The organism is Streptomyces sp. NPDC002730, from assembly GCF_042888805.1.
GTDB lineage: Bacteria > Actinomycetota > Actinomycetes > Streptomycetales > Streptomycetaceae > Streptomyces.
Map to the genome: position 1 here is coordinate 76017 of NZ_JBIAQG010000019.1, position 18817 is coordinate 94833.

Below are 18817 nucleotides of genomic sequence, written 5' to 3' on the forward strand. Positions count from 1 at the left end.
CTGAGACGCCTGAAACTAGCCGACTACTCCCCGTCGGGGAATGTTTCGCGCGAAGGTTGGGGGTGGGCTCTTTGTACGGAGCCGTCCGTCACCAGGAGACGACCTCGGCCGTGGTCTCGTCCGTCGCGAACCCCGGACTCCGCCGGGCGGGTTGACTGCCGGGCGCCCAATCCGGCCGCGACCAGCAGAAGCGTGCCCAGCATGACGAACGGCGCGGCCGTGCCCGCGATACCCGCGACCAGTCCGGCGGAAGCGGGAGCGGCGACCTGGCCGAGGCGGTTTCCGGTCAGCCTCAGGGCGAGTGCGGTTGAGCGCGCCTCCTCCGGGGCAGCCTGGACGACCGTCGTCATCGACAGCGGCTGACCGACGCCCAGGCAGAAGCCGAGGACAGCGAGCATCACGGCGAGCGCCCAGACCGGGACGGGCAGCGCGATGCCCGCGCACAGGAGACCGCCGAGCAGACAGGTCACGGTCATCAGCACCGTACGGCCCAGCAGCCGGATCATCGGCGTCATCACAAGGCGGCAGGCGACGGTCGCGGCCGCGCGCAGGCTCAGCAGCAGACCGATGGTGGCGGGGGCGATACCGCGGTGCTCGCCGATCACCGGCAGATAGGCCGTGAGGATGTCGGTGGCCGAGAGCACCGCGAGGCTGATGAAGATCCCGGCAGGTACGCCGCGGGTGCGCAGTATGCGGTGTACGGGGACCTTGGACCGCGGTTCGCGGGCCGGGCGGCCGGTCCTGCGGTGCTCGATGCGCCAGAGCGAGGTGAAGGAGACGGCCGCCACGGCCGCCGAGACGACCAGGGCGAGTGCGCTCGTACGGCCCATGGCGCCGTCCTGCTCGGAGACCAGGAACCCGGCGGCGATCGGTCCGACGAGCTGGCCGAGCGAGGCGCCGATGGTGAAGTGGCCGAAGTTGCGGTCCTGTTCGTCCGGGGCCGACTGGCGGGCGACGATCGACTGGGCGCCGATGACGAAGCAGAGATGGCCGAGGCCCATCACTCCGCTCCAGGCCGCCATGGCGGCAAGTGAGACCGCCGTACCGCTGAGGGCACACCCGCCGGAGATCAGGACGACACCGATGGGCAGCAGGGGTGCACACCGCCCGTGGTCCGTCCTGCGTCCCAGCGGTACGGCGGCGAACAGGGGAAGCAGCGCGTACACGCCCGCGATCACACCGATCGCGCGCTCGTCGGCGCCCAGGGCAAGAGCCCGGTAGGAGACGGCCGGCCGTGCCATCGACACCGCGCCCTGCGCGAAAGCGAAGGCGATGACGAGGCGCAGCAGCCAGCTCCTGCCGGGCTCTTGAGAAGCAGGCACCATCAGATGATGCCGAAGAGGACTCCGGCACCGAGCACCACCAGTGAGGTGAGCGCGGCCCATTTGACCGTGAACCTGGTGTGGTCGCCGAACTCGACCTTGGCCATGCCGACGAGGACGTACACGGCGGGGACCAGCGGGCTCGACATGTGCAGGGCCTGGCCGACCAGCGATGCGCGGGCGATCTCCAGCGAGGAGACGCCGTGGGCGGAGCCCGCTTCGGCGAGGACCGGCAGGACACCGAAGTAGAAGCCGTCGTTCGACATGAAGTACGTGAGCGGGAGGCTCAGCAGGCCGGTGACGATGCCCATGTGCGGGCCCATGCCCTCGGGGATGGCGCCGACCAGCCAGTCGGCCATGTGCTTGACCATGCCGGTGCCGGTGAGGACGCCGGTGAAGACGGCGGCGGCGAAGACCATGCCGGCGACGTTGAGGACGTTCTCGGCGTGGGCGGCGACGCGGGCCTTCTGATCGGCCATATTCGGGAAGTTGACCGTGAGGGCGAGAGCCGCGCCGAGGAGGAAGAGCACCGGGATGGGGAGGTACTCCATGATCATGGCGGCCAGGAGGGCGACGGTGAGCCCGGCGTTGAACCAGTAGAGCTTGGGGCGGAGGGTGACGCGGTTCGGGTCGAGTCCCCGGAAGCCCTCGTCGTCCCCGTCGTTGCCGTCGGTCCCGTCCTTGCGGTCGTCTCCGTCAGCCTTCGCGGGTTCGGCGTCGGCGCCCGTACCGGTGCCACCGGTGAGGCTCTTCTTCGTACCGTTGCCGGCGCCGCCGCCCGACTTGACCAGCACGGTCTCGGTCTCGGTGGCGGTCTCGGTCCCCAGCACGTCGTCGAGGGTGAGCACACCGAGGCGCTTGCGCTCGCGCCGGCCCAGCACATAGGCGAGGACGAAGACGAAGAGCAGTCCGACGCCGAGCGCCGGGATCATCGGGACGAAGATGTCGGCCGCGTCCACCTTCAGCGCGGTCGCCGCACGGGCGGTGGGGCCGCCCCAGGGCAGGGTGTTCATCACGCCGTTCGCCGTGGCGGCGACACCGGTCATCACGACCAGGCTCATCTTGAGGCGCTTGTAGAGCGGATACATCGCCGAGACGGTGATCATGAAGGTGGTGGAGCCGTCGCCGTCCAGCGAGACGATGGCGGCGAGCACCGCCGTACCGACCACGATGCGCAGCGGGTCCGCCTTGCAGAAGCGCAGGATGCCGCGGACGATCGGGTCGAAGAGGCCGACGTCGATCATGACGCCGAAATAGACGATCGCGAACATCAGCATCGCCGCGGTGGGGGCGAGATTGCCGACGCCTTCGATGACGTAGTCCCCGAGGTGCGCGCCCTTCCCGACGAGTACGCAGAAGAGTGCGGGGATGAGGACCAACGACGCGATCGGCGACATCTTCTTCATCATGATCAGGACCAGGAAGGTCGCAATCATGGCAAAGCCGAGGATTGTCAGCATTGGGGACACCTAACGTTCATCCTTGAACTCCCACCGGAGCGGCGGTTCGGATGACGTTAGGTGGCGCCAATTGCCGTTAACAAGATGTTGACGCGTGAGCAATACGAGCAAAACCCCAGGTCATCGCAGAGGTGATAGCTCGACCGGGAAGCCGTTGAGCACAGCGGTGCCGGACAGCGGGTCGAGCCGCGAGCCGTCGAGCAGCTGATTGACATTGACTCCGGGACGCGCGGCAGCCACCGACATCCGGGTGCCGGGCCGGTCGTGTCCCCAGCCGTGCGGCAGGCTCACGACTCCGGTCCGTACCGTGTCGGTGATCTCCACCGGCGCCTCGAGTTCTCCTCCGTCCGCACCGATACGGACCGGGGCGCCGTCCTCGAGACCCAGCCGCGCCGCGTCGGTGGGATGGATCTGGAGGGTGCACCGGTTGGAGCCGCCGTTGAGCGTGGCGACGTTGTGCATCCAGCTGTTGTTGGAGCGCAGATGGCGGCGGCCGACGAGGACGAGTGTGCCGGGCCGCTCGTCCAGGGCACACCGCAGCCTCGGCAGATCGCCTGCGATGGGTTCCGGCAGCAGCTCGACGCGCCCGCTGCGGGTCTTGAGGATCTGCGGGAGGCGGGGCTGCAGCGGGCCGAGGTCGACGCCGTGCGGGTTCTGGAGGAGATCCTCGAGGATGAGGTCGTACGGGCCCATGCGCAGCATCAGGTCGAGGCGTCGCTCGGGTCCGGTGCTGCCGATGAGCAGACGGGCCAGGTTCTCGGGGTCTCCGCCGTGGAGCGGGGAGTGCGGATCGGCGACGGCCTTGGCGAGCGAGCTCTCGATGACCATGTCGTCGACGGCCGACGGGTCGGCGCCGTGCATGCCGGCCACGGCGAGCACCAGCCGGGCCTGGATCTCGCACTCGCCGAGCCTGCCCTCCTCCAGAGGAACGACCGCCGGGCTGTAGCGCGCCTGGTTGCGTACGGCGAAGTTGTTGAAGGAGAAGTCGAAGTGCGCGCTCTGGGAGGGCGGCGGCGGGGGCAGCACCACATCCGCGTGCCGGGACGTCTCATTGAGATACGGGTCGACGCTGACCATGAAGTCGAGTTCGGCCAGCGCGCGGTCGAGGCGGTCGCCGTCGGGGGCGGAGAGCACCGGGTTGGCGGCGATGGAGATGACCGCGCGGATCCGTCCGTCGCCGGGGGTGTCGATCTCCTCGGCGAGCGCTGCCATCGGCAGTTCACCCTTGGCCTCGGGGTGGCCGCTGACCCTGCTGGCCCAGCGGCCGAGCGCGAAGCCCTTGCCGGGGGCGGCGGGGCGGGGGGCGCGGTCGGTGGCGGCGAGCGGGAAGAGCGCGCCGCCGGGGCGGTCGAGGTTGCCGGTCAGCACATTGAGTACGTCGACGAGCCAGTTGGCGAGGGTGCCGAACTCGACGGTGCTGCTGCCGACGCGGCCGTATACGGCGGCGGTGGGTGCGGCGGCGAGCTCGCGGGCGATCGTACGGATCTCCTCCGCGTCCATGTCGCAAGCGGCGGCGACCGCTTCCGGTGTGAACTCCGCTATGGCTTCCCGGAGTTCATCGAGGCCCTCGACCTGCGACTCCAGCGTCCCGAGGTCGGTGAGCTTCTCCTCGAAGAGGACTTGGGCGAGAGCGGCGAGCAGCAGGGCGTCAGCTCCGGGCCGGATCGGGACGTGCCGGTCGGCGAGCTGAGCGGTGCGGGTGCGGCGCGGGTCGACGACGGTGAGCGTGCCGCCGCGCTTGCGGAGTGCCTTGAGCTTGCCGGGGAAGTCGGCCGCGGTGCAGAGGCTGCCGTTGGAGTCGAAGGGGTTGGCGCCGAGGAGCAGCAGATGGTCGGTGCGGTCCAGGTCCGGGACGGGGATGGCGATGGCGTTGCCGAAGAGCAGTCCGCTGGAGACATGCTTGGGCATCTGGTCCAGGGTGCTGGCGGTGAAGAGATTGCGGGTGCGCAGCAAGGAGAGCAGTACGGGGGGATAGAGGGCGCCGGCCATGGTGTGGACGTTCGGGTTGCCGAGGACGACGCCCACGGCGTTCGGCCCGTACTCCTCGATCAGCGGCCTGATCCGGGCCGCGACCTCGTCGAACGCCTCCTCCCAACTCGCCTCCCTCAGCTCGCCGTCCTTGCGCACGAGAGGGGTGCGCAGCCGGTCGGGGTCGCCGTCGAGCTCCCCGAAGGACGCGCCCTTGGGGCAGATGAAGCCATGGCTGAAAATGTCGTCGCGGTCTCCGCGGGCACCGGTGACACGGGTGCCCTCGATGGTGAGGGTCAGCCCGCAGGTGGCTTCGCAGAGGGGACAGATGCGCAATGCGGTTCGGGCCGCCTCGGGCGGTGCGGCAGGGGTGCTGTCCGTCGGTGCGGTCTGGGCGGCATTGGTGCGGGACATGGGCCCTCCCCGGGGCGACGGCGGTGGCGCGCGGTTCAGGACCGAGCATACCGACCGGTATGCATGAGCGGGAGGGGTCGAGCTCTGTACGCCCTCCGGGCGTGTCCTCAATCGCCGGACGGGCTGGATTTTCCCCAGCCCCTCCGAAGATTGAGGAGCGGGTCCGGGGCGGAGCCCCTGGACAGCAGCCGTCAGTCCAGCAGCCTCGCCAGATACGCGCGCAACAGCTCCCGCGTCTCCCCCACGATCTCCTCGTCCCCCGCCGGGTCCACCCGGAAGGCGAGTTGCAGAAGCGCGTCCGCAGCCTCGACGGAGACCAGGACCGTCCGGCGCAGCTCGTCGTCGGCACCGCGGCCCAGATGGCCGGCGAGCAGCTCGGCGAGACGGTCGGCGACCTGGTGGTTCGCCCCGGCCGCGGGCGTGCCGACCGGGATCTGGGAGCCGAAGTCGATCAGCGCGAACCCGGGGACGGTCCGCTTCATCTCCAGGTACTCGTCAAGTACGACATCAAGGACACCGCGCCAGTCGGCCGCCGGGAGCGAGGTGAGACGGCCGCCGATGCGCTCGGCGTAGCTGTCCAGATTGCGGTGCGCGAGGGCATCGGCGAGGGCGCGTTTATTGCCGAAGAAACGGTAGACGGAACCGATGGGGACACCGGCTCTGGCAGCCACCGCGCGGGTGGAGAGGTCCTCGTAGCCGGTCTCGTCGAGGAGTTCGGCGCAGGCGTCCAGTATCCGGGCGAGCCGATCGGCGCTGCGCTGCTGCACGGGCGTACGGCGGAGATGCGGGGCGGGGCCGGCGTGGGACACGCGGTCCATCATGCCGCCCTGTTCCCGTTGACGGGGGCGGTCCTGCAATCCTACGGTGATGCATAGGAATCCTTCAGCACCGGGGAGCGGACGATGAGCGGCATCGAGCAGGCGCGGAAGACGGCCGAGAGTCTTGGCCATTCCCCCGGCTTCGGCAATGAACACACTTCCGAGGCTGTGCCGGGCGCACTGCCGCACGGACGCAATTCGCCGCAGCGCGCGCCCCTCGGGCTGTACGCGGAGCAGCTGAGCGGCTCGGCGTTCACCGAGCCGCGCGCCCACAACCGCCGCTCATGGCTGTACCGGATCCGCCCCTCCGCGGCGCATCCGCCGTTCGTACGCATCGACAACGGCGGGCTGCGCAGCGCACCCTTCACCGAGTCCGTGCCCGACCCGAACCGGCTGCGCTGGAATCCGCTGCCGGAACCCGCGCCGGGAACGGACTGGCTGGCCGGTCTGTGGACGCTCGGCGGCAACGGCGACGCGACTCAGCGCGCCGGCATGGCCGTGCACCTCTACCACGCCAACTCCTCCATGACGGACCGGGTGTTCAGCGACGCGGACGGCGAGCTGCTGATCGTGCCCGAGCGGGGTGGACTGCTGCTCCGTACGGAGCTCGGGCTCATCGCCGCCCGGCCCGGCGAGGTCGCGCTGATTCCGCGCGGGGTCCGCTTCCGGGTGGAGCTCCTGGACGAGAGCGCGCGCGGATATGTCTGCGAGAACTACGGGCAGCCGTTCCAGCTGCCGGATCTGGGGCCGATCGGTGCGAACGGACTCGCCAACGCCCGGGACTTCCTCGCGCCGGTGGCGGCGTACGAGGACGAGGAGCGGCCGGTGGAGGTCGTCAACAAGTTCTGCGGGAACCTCTGGGCCGCGACGTACGACCACTCGCCGCTCGATGTCGTCGCCTGGCACGGCAACCACGTTCCGTACGTCTACGATCTGCGGCGCTTCAATGTGCTCGGCACCATCAGCTACGACCACCCGGATCCGTCGATCTTCACCGTGCTGACGTCGCCTTCGGACACGCCTGGGCTCGCGGGTGTCGACTTCGTGGTCTTCGCGCCGCGCTGGCTGGTCGGCGAGGACACCTTCCGGCCGCCGTACTTCCACCGCAATGTGATGAGCGAGTACATGGGGCTCATCGAGGGCGCGTACGACGCCAAGGCGGAGGGCTTTGTTCCGGGAGGCGGGTCGCTGCACAACATGATGTCCGCCCACGGGCCGGATCGTGAGACCTTCGACCGGGCCAGTGCTGCCGAGCTGAAGCCGCAGAAGATCGACGACGGGCTTGCGTTCATGTTCGAGACACGGTGGCCGGTGACGGCGACCGGGCAGGCGATGAGCGCGGGGCATCTGCAGAAGGGGTACGACGACGTGTGGCAGGGTCTCCAGCGCCATTGGGGATCTGAGGGATACTCCCCCAGAAATGACAGCCGGTCCTGATACGGAGTCCCTGTGACCTCCTCCTTCGCCCCTGACTCGCTGGTCCTGAACCGCAAGCTGCCGCTGTGGTACCAGGTCTCGCAGTCGCTCCGTGCCTCGATACTCGGCCGAGCGCCCGAGGCGTCGCTGCGGCTGCCCACCGAGGAGCAGCTCGCCGCGCACTACGGCGTCAGCGTGCTGACCATGCGCCAGGCCCTCAAGGAGCTGGAGGAGGAGGGCCTGATCAGCAGGCACCGGCGGCGTGGCACATTCATCGAACCGGGGGCGTGGCGGGGTGCGCCGAGGCGGCTGCTGGGCTCGATCGACGCGATCGTGGCCCAGCAGTCGGGCGAGCGGACGACGATCCTGGGGCACGGGCCGGAGCCGGTGCCGGGCGAGCTCGCGGAGTACTTCCCACAGGCGGCGGAGGTCGTGATGTACAAGCGGCTGCGCTACGACGGGGAGAGCGGTGAGCCGACGAACTGGGCGGAGAACGCCGTCCGCTCGGATGTGGCGGCGGGGCTCGACCCCGCCGACCTGGAGCGCTGGCCGATGACGAAGGTGCTGCGGGACGTACGGGGCGTGCGGATCAGCAGGATCACGGACACGGTGGAGGCACGGCTGGCGGATCCGCCGACGGCGGAGCTGCTGAGGGTGCCGTTGCTGAGCCCGATCCTGCATTACACGGGGGTGACGTACGACGAGGGCGGGCGGGTGGTGGATGTGGCGCGGATCCGGTACCGGGGGGACAGGTTCTCGTTCTCGGTGACGGTGGACGCGGATTGATCCTCACGGGGGTCGGTCGGTGCGGGGCGCCCGGGGTGCGGGATGCGGGGTCTCGGGGTGCGGGGTCTCGGGGTGCGGGGTCTCGGGGTGCGGGTCTTTGGTCCCTGGGGGCAGCCCGGTCGCCGGTCACGGGTGCGGGCCGCTCCGAGGCTCGTGTCCTGGACTGCTTTCCTCACGCGCTTCGCGCGAGTTGCGACGCTTTACGTCCAGAACACGACCCCTGCGCGTCCCCTGTGGGCGCGACTACCATTCCCCGCGGTACGGGCCCATGGTGAGGGGGAGGATGTCCGCATGCCGATGCTCGATGAGCTGATGCCCTGGAGCGCGCCCCCGTTGCGGCTGGGGCGCGAGTGGGTGATGGCCCCGGATGCTTCCTCCCTCAGGGCGCGGTGGGATGTTCTTGTGGGGGCCGAGGCCGGCGAGCGTGACGCGTTGTTCGGGTGCACTCGGGCGCGTACGCCACGGAGTGCCGTCAGTCAGTTGCCCGGCCAGTCCACCGGCACCGGCAGGTTGGTCCGGGAGGACGGGCGGTGTCCCGCGCCGGTTCGGGTGTTGCACGGGGCCTTCGACGAGCAGTGGCTCATACCCGACCACCGGCTGATCGACGTGGCTCGCCCCGAGTTGTGGCGCGTCGCGGACCAGCAGCAGGTGTTCGTCGTCGAGCAGGGGTACGTGACAGGTGCGCCGGGGGCCGCGGTGGTGGTGTCCGCCTTGCTGCCGGACGGGCGCTCGCCTGCCGGGAGGCCCGGGCGGATCCGGCCGCTCTACCGGCGGCCGGGTGGGCTCGAGCCCAATCTCGCGCCGGGGCTGCTGCCCGCGCTGAGGTCCGCGTACGGGCGCGGGGTCGACGCCGACGAGGTGGTCGCCTGGGTTCTCGCCGTCGCCGAATCGTCGCCCGCCGGATGTGTGGTGCCCCTGCCTGCCGACCCCCAGGTGTGGCTGACCGGCGTGGAGCTGGGGCGGCGGATCATGGAGATCCAGCTGCGCGGGGCCCGTGGTGGAGCGCGGCCGCGGCTGCCCGGGGGACGTAGGCCGTATGTCCGCGCCGCGGTGCCCGCCCGGCCCGGTGCGATCGGCTACGACGCGGAGGAGGAGGTGCTCAGTCTCGGCGACGGGCGCATCTCACCCGTGCCACGTGAAGCCTGGGATTTCGAGGTCTCCGGCGTACGCGTGCTGGAGCTCTGGTTCGAGCGCCGGACCGGCGAGGCCGAGGCCGGCACGCTGGACGCGATACGGCCCTCCTCGTGGCCGCAGGAGTGGACCTCCGAGCTGCTGGAGCTGATCACCGTGCTGGCACTGCTGGGCGAACTGCGGGAACAGCAACGGGAGTTGAAGGTGGGGGCGGAGATCACCCGTGAGGAGCTCGGGAGTGTGCTGCCGCCGTCCGCCGCGGCCCGGCGGCCCGCCTCCGTGCTCGATCATCACGAAGAAGGGCCGGAGGGTCAGTTCGCCTTGCTGTGAGGGTCGAATGAGTCCAGGACCCGGGTCAGCACGCGGTCGAAGATCTCGTCCGGGTCGATCGGGCCGACGCCCTCGCCGAGTACGGCCGCCAGCCGCGGATACGCGCCGCTCGCGACCTCACGGGACAGATACGCGCCGCGCACCGCCTGCTCCTGTTCCTCTGACCACGGGAGCCCGCGACTGCGCTCGGCGATGGCCAGTTCGTTGGCCACCGACGTCATGACCGAGCCGTTGACCGTCGCGATCAGCTCCATCTTGGTGCCGTACGGCGCGTCCAGACCGTCCAGGCAGCGGAGGCAGGACTCGAGATAGCGCAGGGCGTTGGGGCTGAAGCCGTAGACCGTCGACATGAGCCGGGGCAGCCAGGGGTGGCGCTGCATGATCGCCCGGGTCTGGCGGGCGAGGGCCAGCATGTCCGCGCGCCAGTCGCCGCTGGGCTCGTCGGGCAGTTCGTACTCACCGCTGACCGCGTCGACCATCAGCTCGTACAGGTCTTCCTTGCGCGGCACATAGTTGTAGAGCGACATGGTGCCGCAGCCCAGCTCGCCCGCCACCTTCCGCATGGAGACCGCGTCGATGCCGTCCGCATCGGCGATGCGCACGGCCGCCGTCGCGATGTCGGCGCGGCTGTACGCCGGTTTCGGACCGCGGCCCGTGCGCTCGGGGCGCGCCCAGATCACTTGCGGTTCGGCCGCTCGGCCTGCCATGGATCATCACCTCGCCCACCATCCTAGTTACGTACAGCGTACGTAGTGGGGTATGGTCGCACCATGACGACTACGTACGCTGTACTTAGTGAAGGTCTGGAGAAGCGGTTCGGTGAGGTCCACGCGCTGCGCGGGCTGGATCTCGCTGTGCCGGAGGGCACGGTCTGCGGGGTGCTGGGGCCCAATGGCGCCGGAAAGACCACTGCCGTACGGGTGCTGACGACCCTGCTCACGCCTGATTCGGGCACCGCGCGGGTCGCCGGGCACGATCTGCGGCACGATCCGGCGGCCGTGCGTCGCCGGATCGGCGTCACCGGGCAGAACACCTCGGTCGACGGCGATCTCACCGGCGCGGAGAATCTGCGGCTGTTCGCGCGGCTGCTGCGCGCGCCCAGCTCTCGTGCGGCCGAATTGCTGGAGCAGTTCGAGCTGGCGGATGCCGCGGACCGTCCCGCCCGCACGTACTCGGGTGGCATGCGGCGCCGGCTGGATCTCGCGGCAAGCCTGATTGTCCGGCCGCAGGTGCTGTTCCTGGACGAGCCGACCACCGGTCTCGACCCGCACAGCAGAGGCGGAATCTGGGACGCCGTAAGGGAGTTGGCGCACGAGGGCACCACCGTGCTGCTCACCACGCAGTACCTCGAGGAGGCCGACCGGCTGGCCGACGACATCGTGCTGATCGACGAGGGCCGGGCCGCCCACCACGGCACGCCCGCCGAGCTCAAGGCCAGGATCGGCAGTTACGCGGAGGTTGTCGTCGGACATGCCTCGGGGCTGCCCGCCGCCGCGGCCGTGCTCGACCAGCTGACCGGCTCGGAGCCGGTCCTCGACGCGGAGAAGCACACCGTGGGGGCGGTCACGACCGAACCGACGCTGACCCTGCCGCGCATCGTCCGCGAGCTGGACGCGGCCGGTGTCCTGGTCATCGACGCCAGTCTGCGCCCGCCCACGCTGGATGAGGTCTTCCTCCGCCTCACCGACCGCAAGGAGCTCGTCGCATGAGCGCGATCGTCTACGACAGCACTGCCGTACTCGGCCGCCATCTCCGGCGGATCCGGCACGCGCCCGCCATCATGGTGATGACGCAGACGATGCCGATCGTGTTCCTGCTGTTCTTCGGCTATGTCTTCGGCAGCGCGATGGCGATGCCGGGCGCGGAGTACCGCGCGTTCCTGGTGCCCGGACTGCTGGTGGCGACCGCGGCGAACGGCATCATGACGGGGATGTTCACCGCCGCCCAGGACTCCCACCGCGGAGTCATGGACCGCTTCCGCACCCTGCCGATGAGCCGGACCGCGATCCCCCTCGGGCAGGCCCTCGCCGATCTGCCGGCCACCGCCGTCGGGATGGTTCCGCTGCTGCTCGTCGGCCTCGCGATGGGCTGGCGGATCGAGGGGAGCCCGCTCGAAGCGTTGGGCGCCTTCGGGCTGCTGCTGCTGTTCCGCTTCGCGACCACCTGGATCGGGATCCTTCTCGGCCTGGCCTCGCGGAGCGAGGAGGCGGCCGGCCAGCTGGGCGGCGCGACGTTCATGCTGCCGCTGCTGTCGAACGCGTACCTCCCGACGGACAATCTGCCGGCCTGGCTGCGTACGGTCGCCGAGTGGAACCCGATCTCCGCGGTGACGGCGGCGGTACGGGACCTGTTCGGCAACGCCCAGCCGCCGGCGGACGCGGCCTGGCCGGTGGCCCATCCGGTCGCCGGGGCGCTGTGCTGGTCGCTGGCGCTGCTGGCGCTGTTCCTGCCGCTCGCCGTACGCCGTTTCGCGCAGAACGACCGGTGAAGGGTCCGGGGGTGACAAAGGTGGCCCGTACACGATAGGTACGGCTGTCATGAACCATCAGCCCCTTCCGCTCGACGGGATCACGGTCGTCGCCGTCGAACAGGCCGTCTCGGCGCCCTTCGCCACCCGCCAGCTCGCGGATCTCGGCGCCCGCGTCATCAAGATCGAGCGTCCGGACGGCGGTGACTTTGCGCGCGGCTACGACACCGCCGCCCGCGGGCTCGCTTCGCACTTCGTCTGGTGCAACCGCGGCAAGGAGTCCCTTGCCGTCGATCTCAAGGACCCGCGCGGCATCGACATCGTGCGGCAACTCGTCGCGGACGCCGATGTGTTTGTGCAGAACCTCGCCCAGGGGGCGGCCGCGCGGCTCGGCCTGGACGCTGCCACGCTGTGCGCGGCGCACCCGCGGCTGATCGCCGTGGACATCTCCGGCTACGGCGCGGAGGGGCCCTACGCGCACAAGCGGGCGTACGACATGCTCGTGCAGTGCGAAGCGGGCCTGGTGTCGGTGACCGGGACCGCGCATCAGCCGGTCAAGGCGGGCATTCCCGCGGCCGATATCGCGGCGGCGATGTACGCGTTCTCCGGTGTGCTCGCGGCACTGCTGCGGCGGGCCACCACGGGCCGCGGCGGTCCGGTAGAGATCTCCATGCTGGAGTCACTGGCCGAGTGGATGGGGCATCCGCTGAACTACGGGATGCACGGAGGTGAGGCCCCGGCGCGCACCGGGGTCGCGCACGCCGTCATTTCGCCGTACGACGCCTATGCGACAGCCGACGGCGGACAGGTGCTGCTGTCGGTGCAGAACGACCGGGAGTGGCGGCGGCTGGCCGAACAGGTCCTCGGACGGCCCGAGTTGGGCGAGGATCCGGTCTTCGCGACCAACACCGCCCGTACGGCGAACCGCGCGAAGACGGATGCGGTGGTGGCCGAGGCGCTGGCGGGGCTGAGCACTCAGGAGGCGATCGGCCGGCTGGAGGCGGCGGGCATCGCATGTGCCCGGCTCAACAGCGTGGCGGATGTGGCCGGACATCCACAGCTCGCGGCGCGGGACCGGTGGCGGGTAGTGGACTCACCTGTCGGACCGCTGCGGGCTCTGCTGCCACCGATCACCCTGCCGGGTGGAGCGGAGGCACGGATGGGCGCGGTTCCCGCACTCGGCGAGCACACCGACGCGCTGCTGAAGGCCCTGGGGATGACGGATGAGGCTACAGCGGCGCTGCGCCGGGACGGTGTGATCGCCTGAGCGCGTTCGCGTACGAGCTGACGTCCTGGTGGTCGGGTCAGCCGCGGCTGCCGAAGAGCGAGCGACGCAGCCGCCGGAGCGGTGCGAAGAGCGACACCCGCGCGCTCTTGCTCTTGCGGGTGTGCGCGACATCACGCGAGGTGAGCTCGCGCATCAGCGACGTCGCCTCGGCTGCCTCGTGCTGCGGGACGGCAGGGCCGCCGAGCACAGCGAGATGGCGGTCGAGACGCGTGCTGGTCGCACTGCTCCCACACGTGATCGCAGGCACTCGTGGCCTGCTGCGCACCGTTATCTGTTCCATGTCACTCCCCACCCGTACGAGGGCACCCGGCCCGGGCAGGTTAACCCTATCGCTCCATCGTGACACTCGTGTATTCCGGCCACGGAATTCACCACACCTGTACGAAGGTTGACGAATAGTCACCGAATGCATCTGATTCCAGGGCGAGTTGGACAGTTCCGTCAGCAGAAAAATTCCTGCCCCGTCGACCAATCCGAACGGCCCTCCGCACCGAATGGCTGGCATCGAAGCACGACCAGCACTCGCGAAGGACGGTTCGATGACCGCAATCAGCAGCAGCGGGCGGCGGGGGTTCAACAGGCTCGCCGCACTCACCTGCGTGGCGCTGGCCTCCGGGGCCCTGGTGGCCTCCGGATTGACCGGCGCCGAGCCCGGGACGGCCCGGGCCTCCAGCCACCGCGAGGCCCCGCTGATCTCCGGACAGCCCCAGTACGACAACACCGACGTGTACGCGTTCGTCAGCCCCGACAAGCCGGACACCACCACGCTCGTCGCCAACGTGCTGCCGTTCCAGGAACCGGCCGGCGGCCCGAACTTCTTCAAGTTCGCCGACGACGCCCAGTACGACATCCACATCGACAGTGACGGCGACGCCCAGGGTGACCTGATCTACCGGTGGACCTTCAAGGACCACGTCAAGAACGGCAATACGTTCCTCTACAACACCGGTCCCGTCACGTCGCTCGACGACCCGGACCTCAACATCACGCAGACGTACGACATCGAACTGCTGAGGTTGAAGAACCAGCGTGTGATACACACCACGAAGATCGCCGACGATCTGCCGGTGGCACCGTCGAACGTGGGCAAGGCCTCCATGCCGGACTACCAGAAACTGCGCGACCACGCCGTGCGCCAAATCCCCGGCGGATCCACGGCGTTCGCGGGTCAGGCGGACGATCCCTTCTTCGCCGACCTGCGCGTCTTCGACCTGCTCTACGGCGCCAACCTCTCCGAGGTCGGCAACGACACGCTCAAGGGCTACAGCGTCAACTCCATAGCGCTGCAGGTGCCGACCGCGTACATCCAGCAGTCGGAGAAGCAGCCGATCGTCGGCATCTGGTCGACCACCCAGCGCAAGAGTGCGAGCGGTCACTGGACCCAGGTGTCCCGCCTCGGTATGCCGCTGGTCAACGAGGTCGTCATCCCCGTGAAGGACAAGGACAAGTTCAACGCGTCCCACCCGTGGAACGACGGTGACTTCCTCAAGTTCGTCACCGAGCCCGAGCTGCCGAAGCTGATCGAGGGCATCTACAAGATCAAGGCCCCGGCCGAACCGCGCAACGACCTGGTCTCGGTGTTCCTGACCGGCGTCGACAAGCTCAACAAGCCGCCGCACGTCCGCCCGGCGGAGGCACTGCGGCTCAACACCTCCATCGCGCCCACTGCCGAACCCAAGAGGCTTGGCGTACTGGACGGCGACAACGCCGGATTCCCCAACGGGCGGCGGCTGACGGACGACGTTCTGGACATCGCGCTCCAGGCTGTCGAGGGCGAACTGCTCGGCCAGAAGAACGACTTGGGCGACGCGGTCAACGAGAACGACCAGAAGTTCGGCCACTCGTTCCCGTACCTGGCACTGCCGACGTCCGGCTCCCGTGGCCCGCTGGCCAAGGGCGCCGGGACCAAGGACGCCGCGGGCAACCTGCTCACCGGAGGGGCCGCCTCCAGCAGTGACGACACCAGCACGACGCTGATCGCCACGGCGGTCACCGCGGGTGCGGGAGTGCTGCTGATCGCCCTGGGCCTCAGCTGGTGGCGGATGCGGCGACGCAACCAGTACAGCTGAGCCGGCCGACACCCACCAGGCCGCCTCGACGCATCTACGAACGGAAAGGGCAGACAGATGTCCCTGCGAAGGGCGCGAGCAGGAGCGGCACCGCCGCTCCCCGGCAATCCTGCTCCGTCGGGGCGCGTAGGTCCCCGGCTCGCCGGCCGGGCCACCCGGCACGGCGAGGCGGGCACGCCGGGCGGGCTCGACGCGGCGACACCGGCCGGGCTCGACCCCGTGGTGCCGGGCGGACATGACGACGACCCGGCGTCGGCGCCGGGGAGTCGGCCGTCGATACTCGCCCGCGCCGGAGCGAGGCTCGCGCACCGCTCCGGCGGAAACCGCGAAGCGAGCGGCCCGGCCGGGCCCGGCCCAAAGACGTCGAGCGGGCATGCCGAGGCGGCGCTCGCCGACGGCTCCGGCGGGAGCCGCGAAACCGGCGCCTCCGCCGGGCCGGGGGCCAGCCCCAGGGCGGCCGGGGCCGGGCGGGTCCGGGGGGTTCTCCTGCCCGCCGGGGCGCTCGCGCTCGTGCTCACCGCGGGCGCTCTCGCCTTCGGGCGGGCGGACGAGGCGCCCCCGACCGCCCCCACCGCCGCGCCCGCGGCAGACGCGCCGTTCGACCGGATCGCCACCGGTGACCTCGCGCACGGGGTCACCGGCCTCCAGGCGCATCTGCGGGCCCAGCCCAAGGACGCCCGGGGGTGGGCGACCCTCGGCACCGCGTATGTGGAGCAGGCCAGGACCGGCGGCGACCCGACCCGGTATCCGCAGGCCGGCAAGGCGCTGGACCGCTCCCTGGCTCTCCAGCCGCAGGACAACGACGCGGCGCTTGCCGGGCGCGCCGCGCTCGCGGCGGCGCGGCACGACTTCCACGGCGCGCTGCGGGACGCGGAAGCGGCGCTGAAGGTCAATCCGTTCAGCGAGCGGGCTCTCGCCTCCCGGATCGACGCTCTCGTCGAACTGGGCAACTACCCAAAGGCGTTGGCGGCAGCCGAAGAGGCCGACGGCCGCCGCCCCGGCATCCCCGTCTTCACGCGCTATGCGTACGTGCTGGAGCTGCGCGGCGACATCGCCGGCGCGCGCCGGGTGCTCGGCCGCGCACTGGACTCGGCCGTCTCCCCCGGCGACACCGCGTATGTGGCCACCGCTCTCGGCCAACTGGAGTGGACCCAGGGCGCATACGCTCCGGCGCTGCGCCGGTTCGCCACCGCACTGGCCGCCGATCCCGCGTATCTGCCCGCCCAGGAGGGCCGGGCCCGCATCCAGGCCGCGCAGGGCGACACAAAGAGCGCCGAGCGCGGGCTCGAAGACGTGGTGGAGCGGCTGCCCCTGCCGGGTCAGCTGGTGGCGCTCGGTGAGGTGTACGAGGCCCGCGGACGTACGACCGAGGCCCGTGCTCAGTACGAACTGATCCGCACCTGGACGGAGTTGGCCCGCGCCAACGGCGTGGACACCGATCTGGACACCGCCCTGGCTCTCGCGGACCACGGCGACCGGCCCGAGGCGCTGCGCGCCGCACGCGCCGAGTGGAAGCAGCGACAGACCGTGCACACCGCGGACGCCCTGGCCTGGGCACTGCAAGTGAACGGCCGCTCCACCGAGGCCCTTTCGTATGTCGGGAAGTCCGCACCGCCCGGCTGCCGCAACGCGGTGTTCCTGTACCACCGCGGCATGATCGAACGCGCCGCGGGCAAGACCGCGGCGGCCCGGACCTCCCTCACAGCCGCCCTGAAGATCAACCCGGGCTTCTCACCGACCGGTTCGCGTGCGGCTCGTGCCGCACTGAAGGCACTGGAGGCGTCATGAGGAGGCGTACCACCGTCACCGGCGCGGCGGTGCTCGTCGCCGGGGCGGCGCTCGCGCTGCTGCCCGCCGGGACTGCCGCCGCGCACCCTCTGGGCAACTTCACGGTCAACCGGTACGACGGGCTCCTCGTCGCCCCGAAGCTGCTGAGCGTCGATCATGTCGAGGACCTCGCGGAGATACCCGCCGCCCAGGCGCGTTCCAAGATCGACCGGGACGGCGACCGGAAGATGTCCACCGATGAACTGTCGGCGTGGGCCCAGGGCCGCTGCCGGGAAGCGGCGCAGGACAGCCAGGTCACCGTCGAGCGACAGGCGACTGCGCTCACATCCGGCGCGAGCCGCGCCGAAGTACGCCCCGGACAGGCCGGGCTGCCGACGCTCCGCGTCGAGTGCAGACTGACGGCCGCACTGCCGGAAGGGCGGCAGACGATCGCCTTCCGAGCGCCGGGCGGCGACAAGGGTCCGGGCTGGCGGGAGATCACGGCCCGCGGGGACCGGATGACGCTCGCCTCCTCCGACGTACCGAAGGCAACGACGTCACGGCGGCTGACGGTGTACCCGAACGGCCAGCTCTCCTCGGCGCCGGACCAGAGGGCGGCCGAGCTCTCGGTCACTCCGGGCGGCGCCCCGGCGGCGGCGGACCGACCCGGGGAGGCGGTGGTCCCGGCCTCCGTACTGCCGCGCGGCGCGGATCGCTGGACGCAGGCGCTGACCGGGCTGGTGTCCCGGCGCGAACTGACCGCGGGATTCGCCGCGCTGGCCCTGGCGACCGCGTTGCTGCTCGGTGCACTGCACGCGCTCGCGCCGGGCCACGGCAAGACCGTGATGGCGGCCGCCGCGGCGGCCGGCGGACGGAACTCGCTGCGCGACGTCCTGTCGCTGGGTGCGTCGGTGACGGTCACGCACACGCTCGGAGTGTTCGCGCTCGGCGCGCTGATCGCCGCGGGCTCGGCGGCTGCGCCGTCGGTGGTGGCGTGGCTGGGCGTCGCGAGCGGCGTGCTGGTGGCCGTGGCGGGAGCGGTACTGGTGCGCAGAGCCTGGCGGAACCGCGGTCATGCGCACGGACACAGCCACGGACATGGTCACGGGCACAGTCACGGGCACGACCACGCGCACGAGCACGGCGACGGGCATGCGCACTCAGCCGAGCACGGACACGGCCATGGGCACACGCACGGACACGGACACGGGCATGGCCACACCCACGACCACCGCACGCTGAGTCTCCGCTCCACCCTCCTGCTCGGCTTCGCCGGCGGACTCGTCCCCAGTCCCTCCGCCGTCGTCGTGCTCGTCGGCGCCGCCGCCCTGGGCCGCGCCTGGTTCGGTCTGCTGCTCGTGCTCGCGTACGGCGCCGGCCTCGCCCTCACCCTCACCGCCGCCGGCTTCGCAGCCGTCCGGCTCGGCGACCGCGCCTCCCGCCTTCTCCGCGAAAGGAGCCTCCGCAAGGGAAGGACGTTCTCCGCCGTGCAGCGCGTACTGCCGCTCGGCACGGCGTGCGTGGTACTCGCCCTCGGATGCGGATTGGCGCTCAAGGGGGCGGCAACAGCCCTTGCGTGAG

Annotated in this window: 15 protein-coding genes; 9 read left to right on the forward strand and 6 right to left on the reverse strand. The window is 70.6% G+C overall.

Translation table 11 applies throughout. The features are described 5' to 3' along the window. Positions 1 to 23: 23 nt before the first annotated feature. The 4 genes from ACFYXH_RS37605 to ACFYXH_RS37620 form a co-directional block, all read right to left on the reverse strand. Positions 24 to 1325 (reverse strand): MFS transporter, encoded by a 1302-nt coding sequence (locus tag ACFYXH_RS37605; protein WP_389573017.1) that lies wholly within the window; start codon positions 1323 to 1325, stop codon positions 24 to 26. After that, positions 1325 to 2782 carry a CitMHS family transporter gene (locus ACFYXH_RS37610; RefSeq protein WP_389573019.1) on the reverse strand — a complete coding sequence of 486 codons (1458 nt, stop codon included), beginning with the start codon at positions 2780 to 2782 and terminating at the stop codon, positions 1325 to 1327. Before ACFYXH_RS37610 ends, ACFYXH_RS37605 begins: the two co-directional genes overlap by 1 nt. Before the next feature lie 120 nt (positions 2783 to 2902). After that, a complete protein-coding gene (locus ACFYXH_RS37615; protein ID WP_389573021.1) occupies positions 2903 to 5164 on the reverse strand; it encodes a molybdopterin oxidoreductase family protein in 2262 nt (753 codons plus the stop codon). Positions 5165 to 5355: 191 nt separating this feature from the next. Next, complete coding sequence (locus tag ACFYXH_RS37620; protein WP_362689838.1) at positions 5356 to 5982, reverse strand: TetR/AcrR family transcriptional regulator; 627 nt, start codon at positions 5980 to 5982, stop codon at positions 5356 to 5358. 84 nt (positions 5983 to 6066) lie between these two features. Between ACFYXH_RS37620 and hmgA the strand changes: the two genes are divergently transcribed. From hmgA to ACFYXH_RS37635, 3 genes are all read left to right on the forward strand, one after another. After that, entirely contained in the window at positions 6067 to 7419 is a 1353-nt protein-coding gene (hmgA, locus tag ACFYXH_RS37625; protein WP_389573024.1) for a homogentisate 1,2-dioxygenase, read from the forward strand. Between the two features lie 12 nt (positions 7420 to 7431). Continuing rightward, positions 7432 to 8184 carry a GntR family transcriptional regulator gene (locus ACFYXH_RS37630; protein ID WP_389573027.1) on the forward strand — a complete coding sequence of 251 codons (753 nt, stop codon included), beginning with the start codon at positions 7432 to 7434 and terminating at the stop codon, positions 8182 to 8184. A 291-nt stretch (positions 8185 to 8475) separates the two neighbouring features. Beyond that, complete coding sequence (locus ACFYXH_RS37635; protein ID WP_389573030.1) at positions 8476 to 9645, forward strand: type ISP restriction/modification enzyme; 1170 nt, start codon at positions 8476 to 8478, stop codon at positions 9643 to 9645. Here ACFYXH_RS37635 and ACFYXH_RS37640 read toward each other — a convergent pair. Then, a complete protein-coding gene (locus ACFYXH_RS37640) occupies positions 9627 to 10352 on the reverse strand; it encodes a TetR/AcrR family transcriptional regulator (RefSeq protein WP_389573034.1) in 726 nt (241 codons plus the stop codon). The two genes, ACFYXH_RS37635 and ACFYXH_RS37640, sit on opposite strands and share 19 nt — an antisense overlap. A gap of 63 nt (positions 10353 to 10415) precedes the next feature. On the opposite strand from ACFYXH_RS37640, the gene ACFYXH_RS37645 reads away from it, so the two are divergent. From ACFYXH_RS37645 to ACFYXH_RS37655, 3 genes are read left to right on the forward strand one after another with little or no spacing between them, the layout of a single operon-like run. After that, a complete protein-coding gene (locus ACFYXH_RS37645) occupies positions 10416 to 11354 on the forward strand; it encodes an ATP-binding cassette domain-containing protein (RefSeq protein WP_389573037.1) in 939 nt (312 codons plus the stop codon). Next, positions 11351 to 12133, forward strand: coding sequence for an ABC transporter permease (locus ACFYXH_RS37650; protein WP_389573041.1), 783 nt, complete (start codon positions 11351 to 11353; stop codon positions 12131 to 12133). The genes ACFYXH_RS37645 and ACFYXH_RS37650 overlap by 4 nt, the downstream gene beginning before the upstream one ends. 49 nt (positions 12134 to 12182) lie before the next feature. Beyond that, positions 12183 to 13379, forward strand: a complete 1197-nt coding sequence (locus ACFYXH_RS37655; protein ID WP_389573044.1) for a CaiB/BaiF CoA transferase family protein — start codon at positions 12183 to 12185, stop codon at positions 13377 to 13379. A gap of 37 nt (positions 13380 to 13416) precedes the next feature. Here ACFYXH_RS37655 and ACFYXH_RS37660 read toward each other — a convergent pair whose 3' ends face one another. Then, a complete protein-coding gene (locus ACFYXH_RS37660) occupies positions 13417 to 13680 on the reverse strand; it encodes a hypothetical protein (RefSeq protein WP_389573047.1) in 264 nt (87 codons plus the stop codon). 259 nt (positions 13681 to 13939) lie between these two features. Here ACFYXH_RS37660 and ACFYXH_RS37665 point away from each other — a divergent pair, with 259 nt between their 5' ends. The 3 genes from ACFYXH_RS37665 to ACFYXH_RS37675 are packed head-to-tail and all read left to right on the forward strand — an operon-like array spanning position 13940 to position 18816. Further along, positions 13940 to 15469 (forward strand): DUF4331 domain-containing protein, encoded by a 1530-nt coding sequence (locus ACFYXH_RS37665; RefSeq protein ID WP_389573051.1) that lies wholly within the window; start codon positions 13940 to 13942, stop codon positions 15467 to 15469. A gap of 57 nt (positions 15470 to 15526) precedes the next feature. Next, the gene (locus tag ACFYXH_RS37670; RefSeq protein WP_389573054.1) at positions 15527 to 17257 is read left to right on the forward strand and encodes a hypothetical protein; all 1731 of its coding nucleotides are present in this window, start codon (positions 15527 to 15529) and stop codon (positions 17255 to 17257) included. Continuing rightward, positions 17254 to 18816: a nickel transporter gene (locus tag ACFYXH_RS37675; protein ID WP_389573057.1), complete on the forward strand. Its 1563-nt coding sequence runs from the start codon at positions 17254 to 17256 to the stop codon at positions 18814 to 18816. Before ACFYXH_RS37670 ends, ACFYXH_RS37675 begins: the two co-directional genes overlap by 4 nt. The last annotated feature ends 1 nt before the right edge of the window (position 18817 follow it).

Bases quoted from the DNA above. Each gene is read 5' to 3' on its own strand.
- ACFYXH_RS37605 (WP_389573017.1), bottom strand. From the start codon at position 1,325: ATGGTGCCTGCTTCTCAAGAGCCCGGCAGGAGCTGGCTGCTGCGCCTC.
- ACFYXH_RS37610 (WP_389573019.1), bottom strand. From the start codon at position 2,782: ATGCTGACAATCCTCGGCTTTGCCATGATTGCGACCTTCCTGGTCCTG.
- ACFYXH_RS37615 (WP_389573021.1), bottom strand. From the start codon at position 5,164: ATGTCCCGCACCAATGCCGCCCAGACCGCACCGACGGACAGCACCCCT.
- ACFYXH_RS37620 (WP_362689838.1), bottom strand. From the start codon at position 5,982: ATGGACCGCGTGTCCCACGCCGGCCCCGCCCCGCATCTCCGCCGTACG.
- hmgA (WP_389573024.1), top strand. From the start codon at position 6,067: ATGAGCGGCATCGAGCAGGCGCGGAAGACGGCCGAGAGTCTTGGCCAT.
- ACFYXH_RS37635 (WP_389573030.1), top strand. From the start codon at position 8,476: ATGCCGATGCTCGATGAGCTGATGCCCTGGAGCGCGCCCCCGTTGCGG.
- ACFYXH_RS37640 (WP_389573034.1), bottom strand. From the start codon at position 10,352: ATGGCAGGCCGAGCGGCCGAACCGCAAGTGATCTGGGCGCGCCCCGAG.
- ACFYXH_RS37645 (WP_389573037.1), top strand. From the start codon at position 10,416: ATGACGACTACGTACGCTGTACTTAGTGAAGGTCTGGAGAAGCGGTTC.
- ACFYXH_RS37650 (WP_389573041.1), top strand. From the start codon at position 11,351: ATGAGCGCGATCGTCTACGACAGCACTGCCGTACTCGGCCGCCATCTC.
- ACFYXH_RS37655 (WP_389573044.1), top strand. From the start codon at position 12,183: ATGAACCATCAGCCCCTTCCGCTCGACGGGATCACGGTCGTCGCCGTC.
- ACFYXH_RS37660 (WP_389573047.1), bottom strand. From the start codon at position 13,680: ATGGAACAGATAACGGTGCGCAGCAGGCCACGAGTGCCTGCGATCACG.
- ACFYXH_RS37665 (WP_389573051.1), top strand. From the start codon at position 13,940: ATGACCGCAATCAGCAGCAGCGGGCGGCGGGGGTTCAACAGGCTCGCC.
- ACFYXH_RS37670 (WP_389573054.1), top strand. From the start codon at position 15,527: ATGTCCCTGCGAAGGGCGCGAGCAGGAGCGGCACCGCCGCTCCCCGGC.
- ACFYXH_RS37675 (WP_389573057.1), top strand. From the start codon at position 17,254: ATGAGGAGGCGTACCACCGTCACCGGCGCGGCGGTGCTCGTCGCCGGG.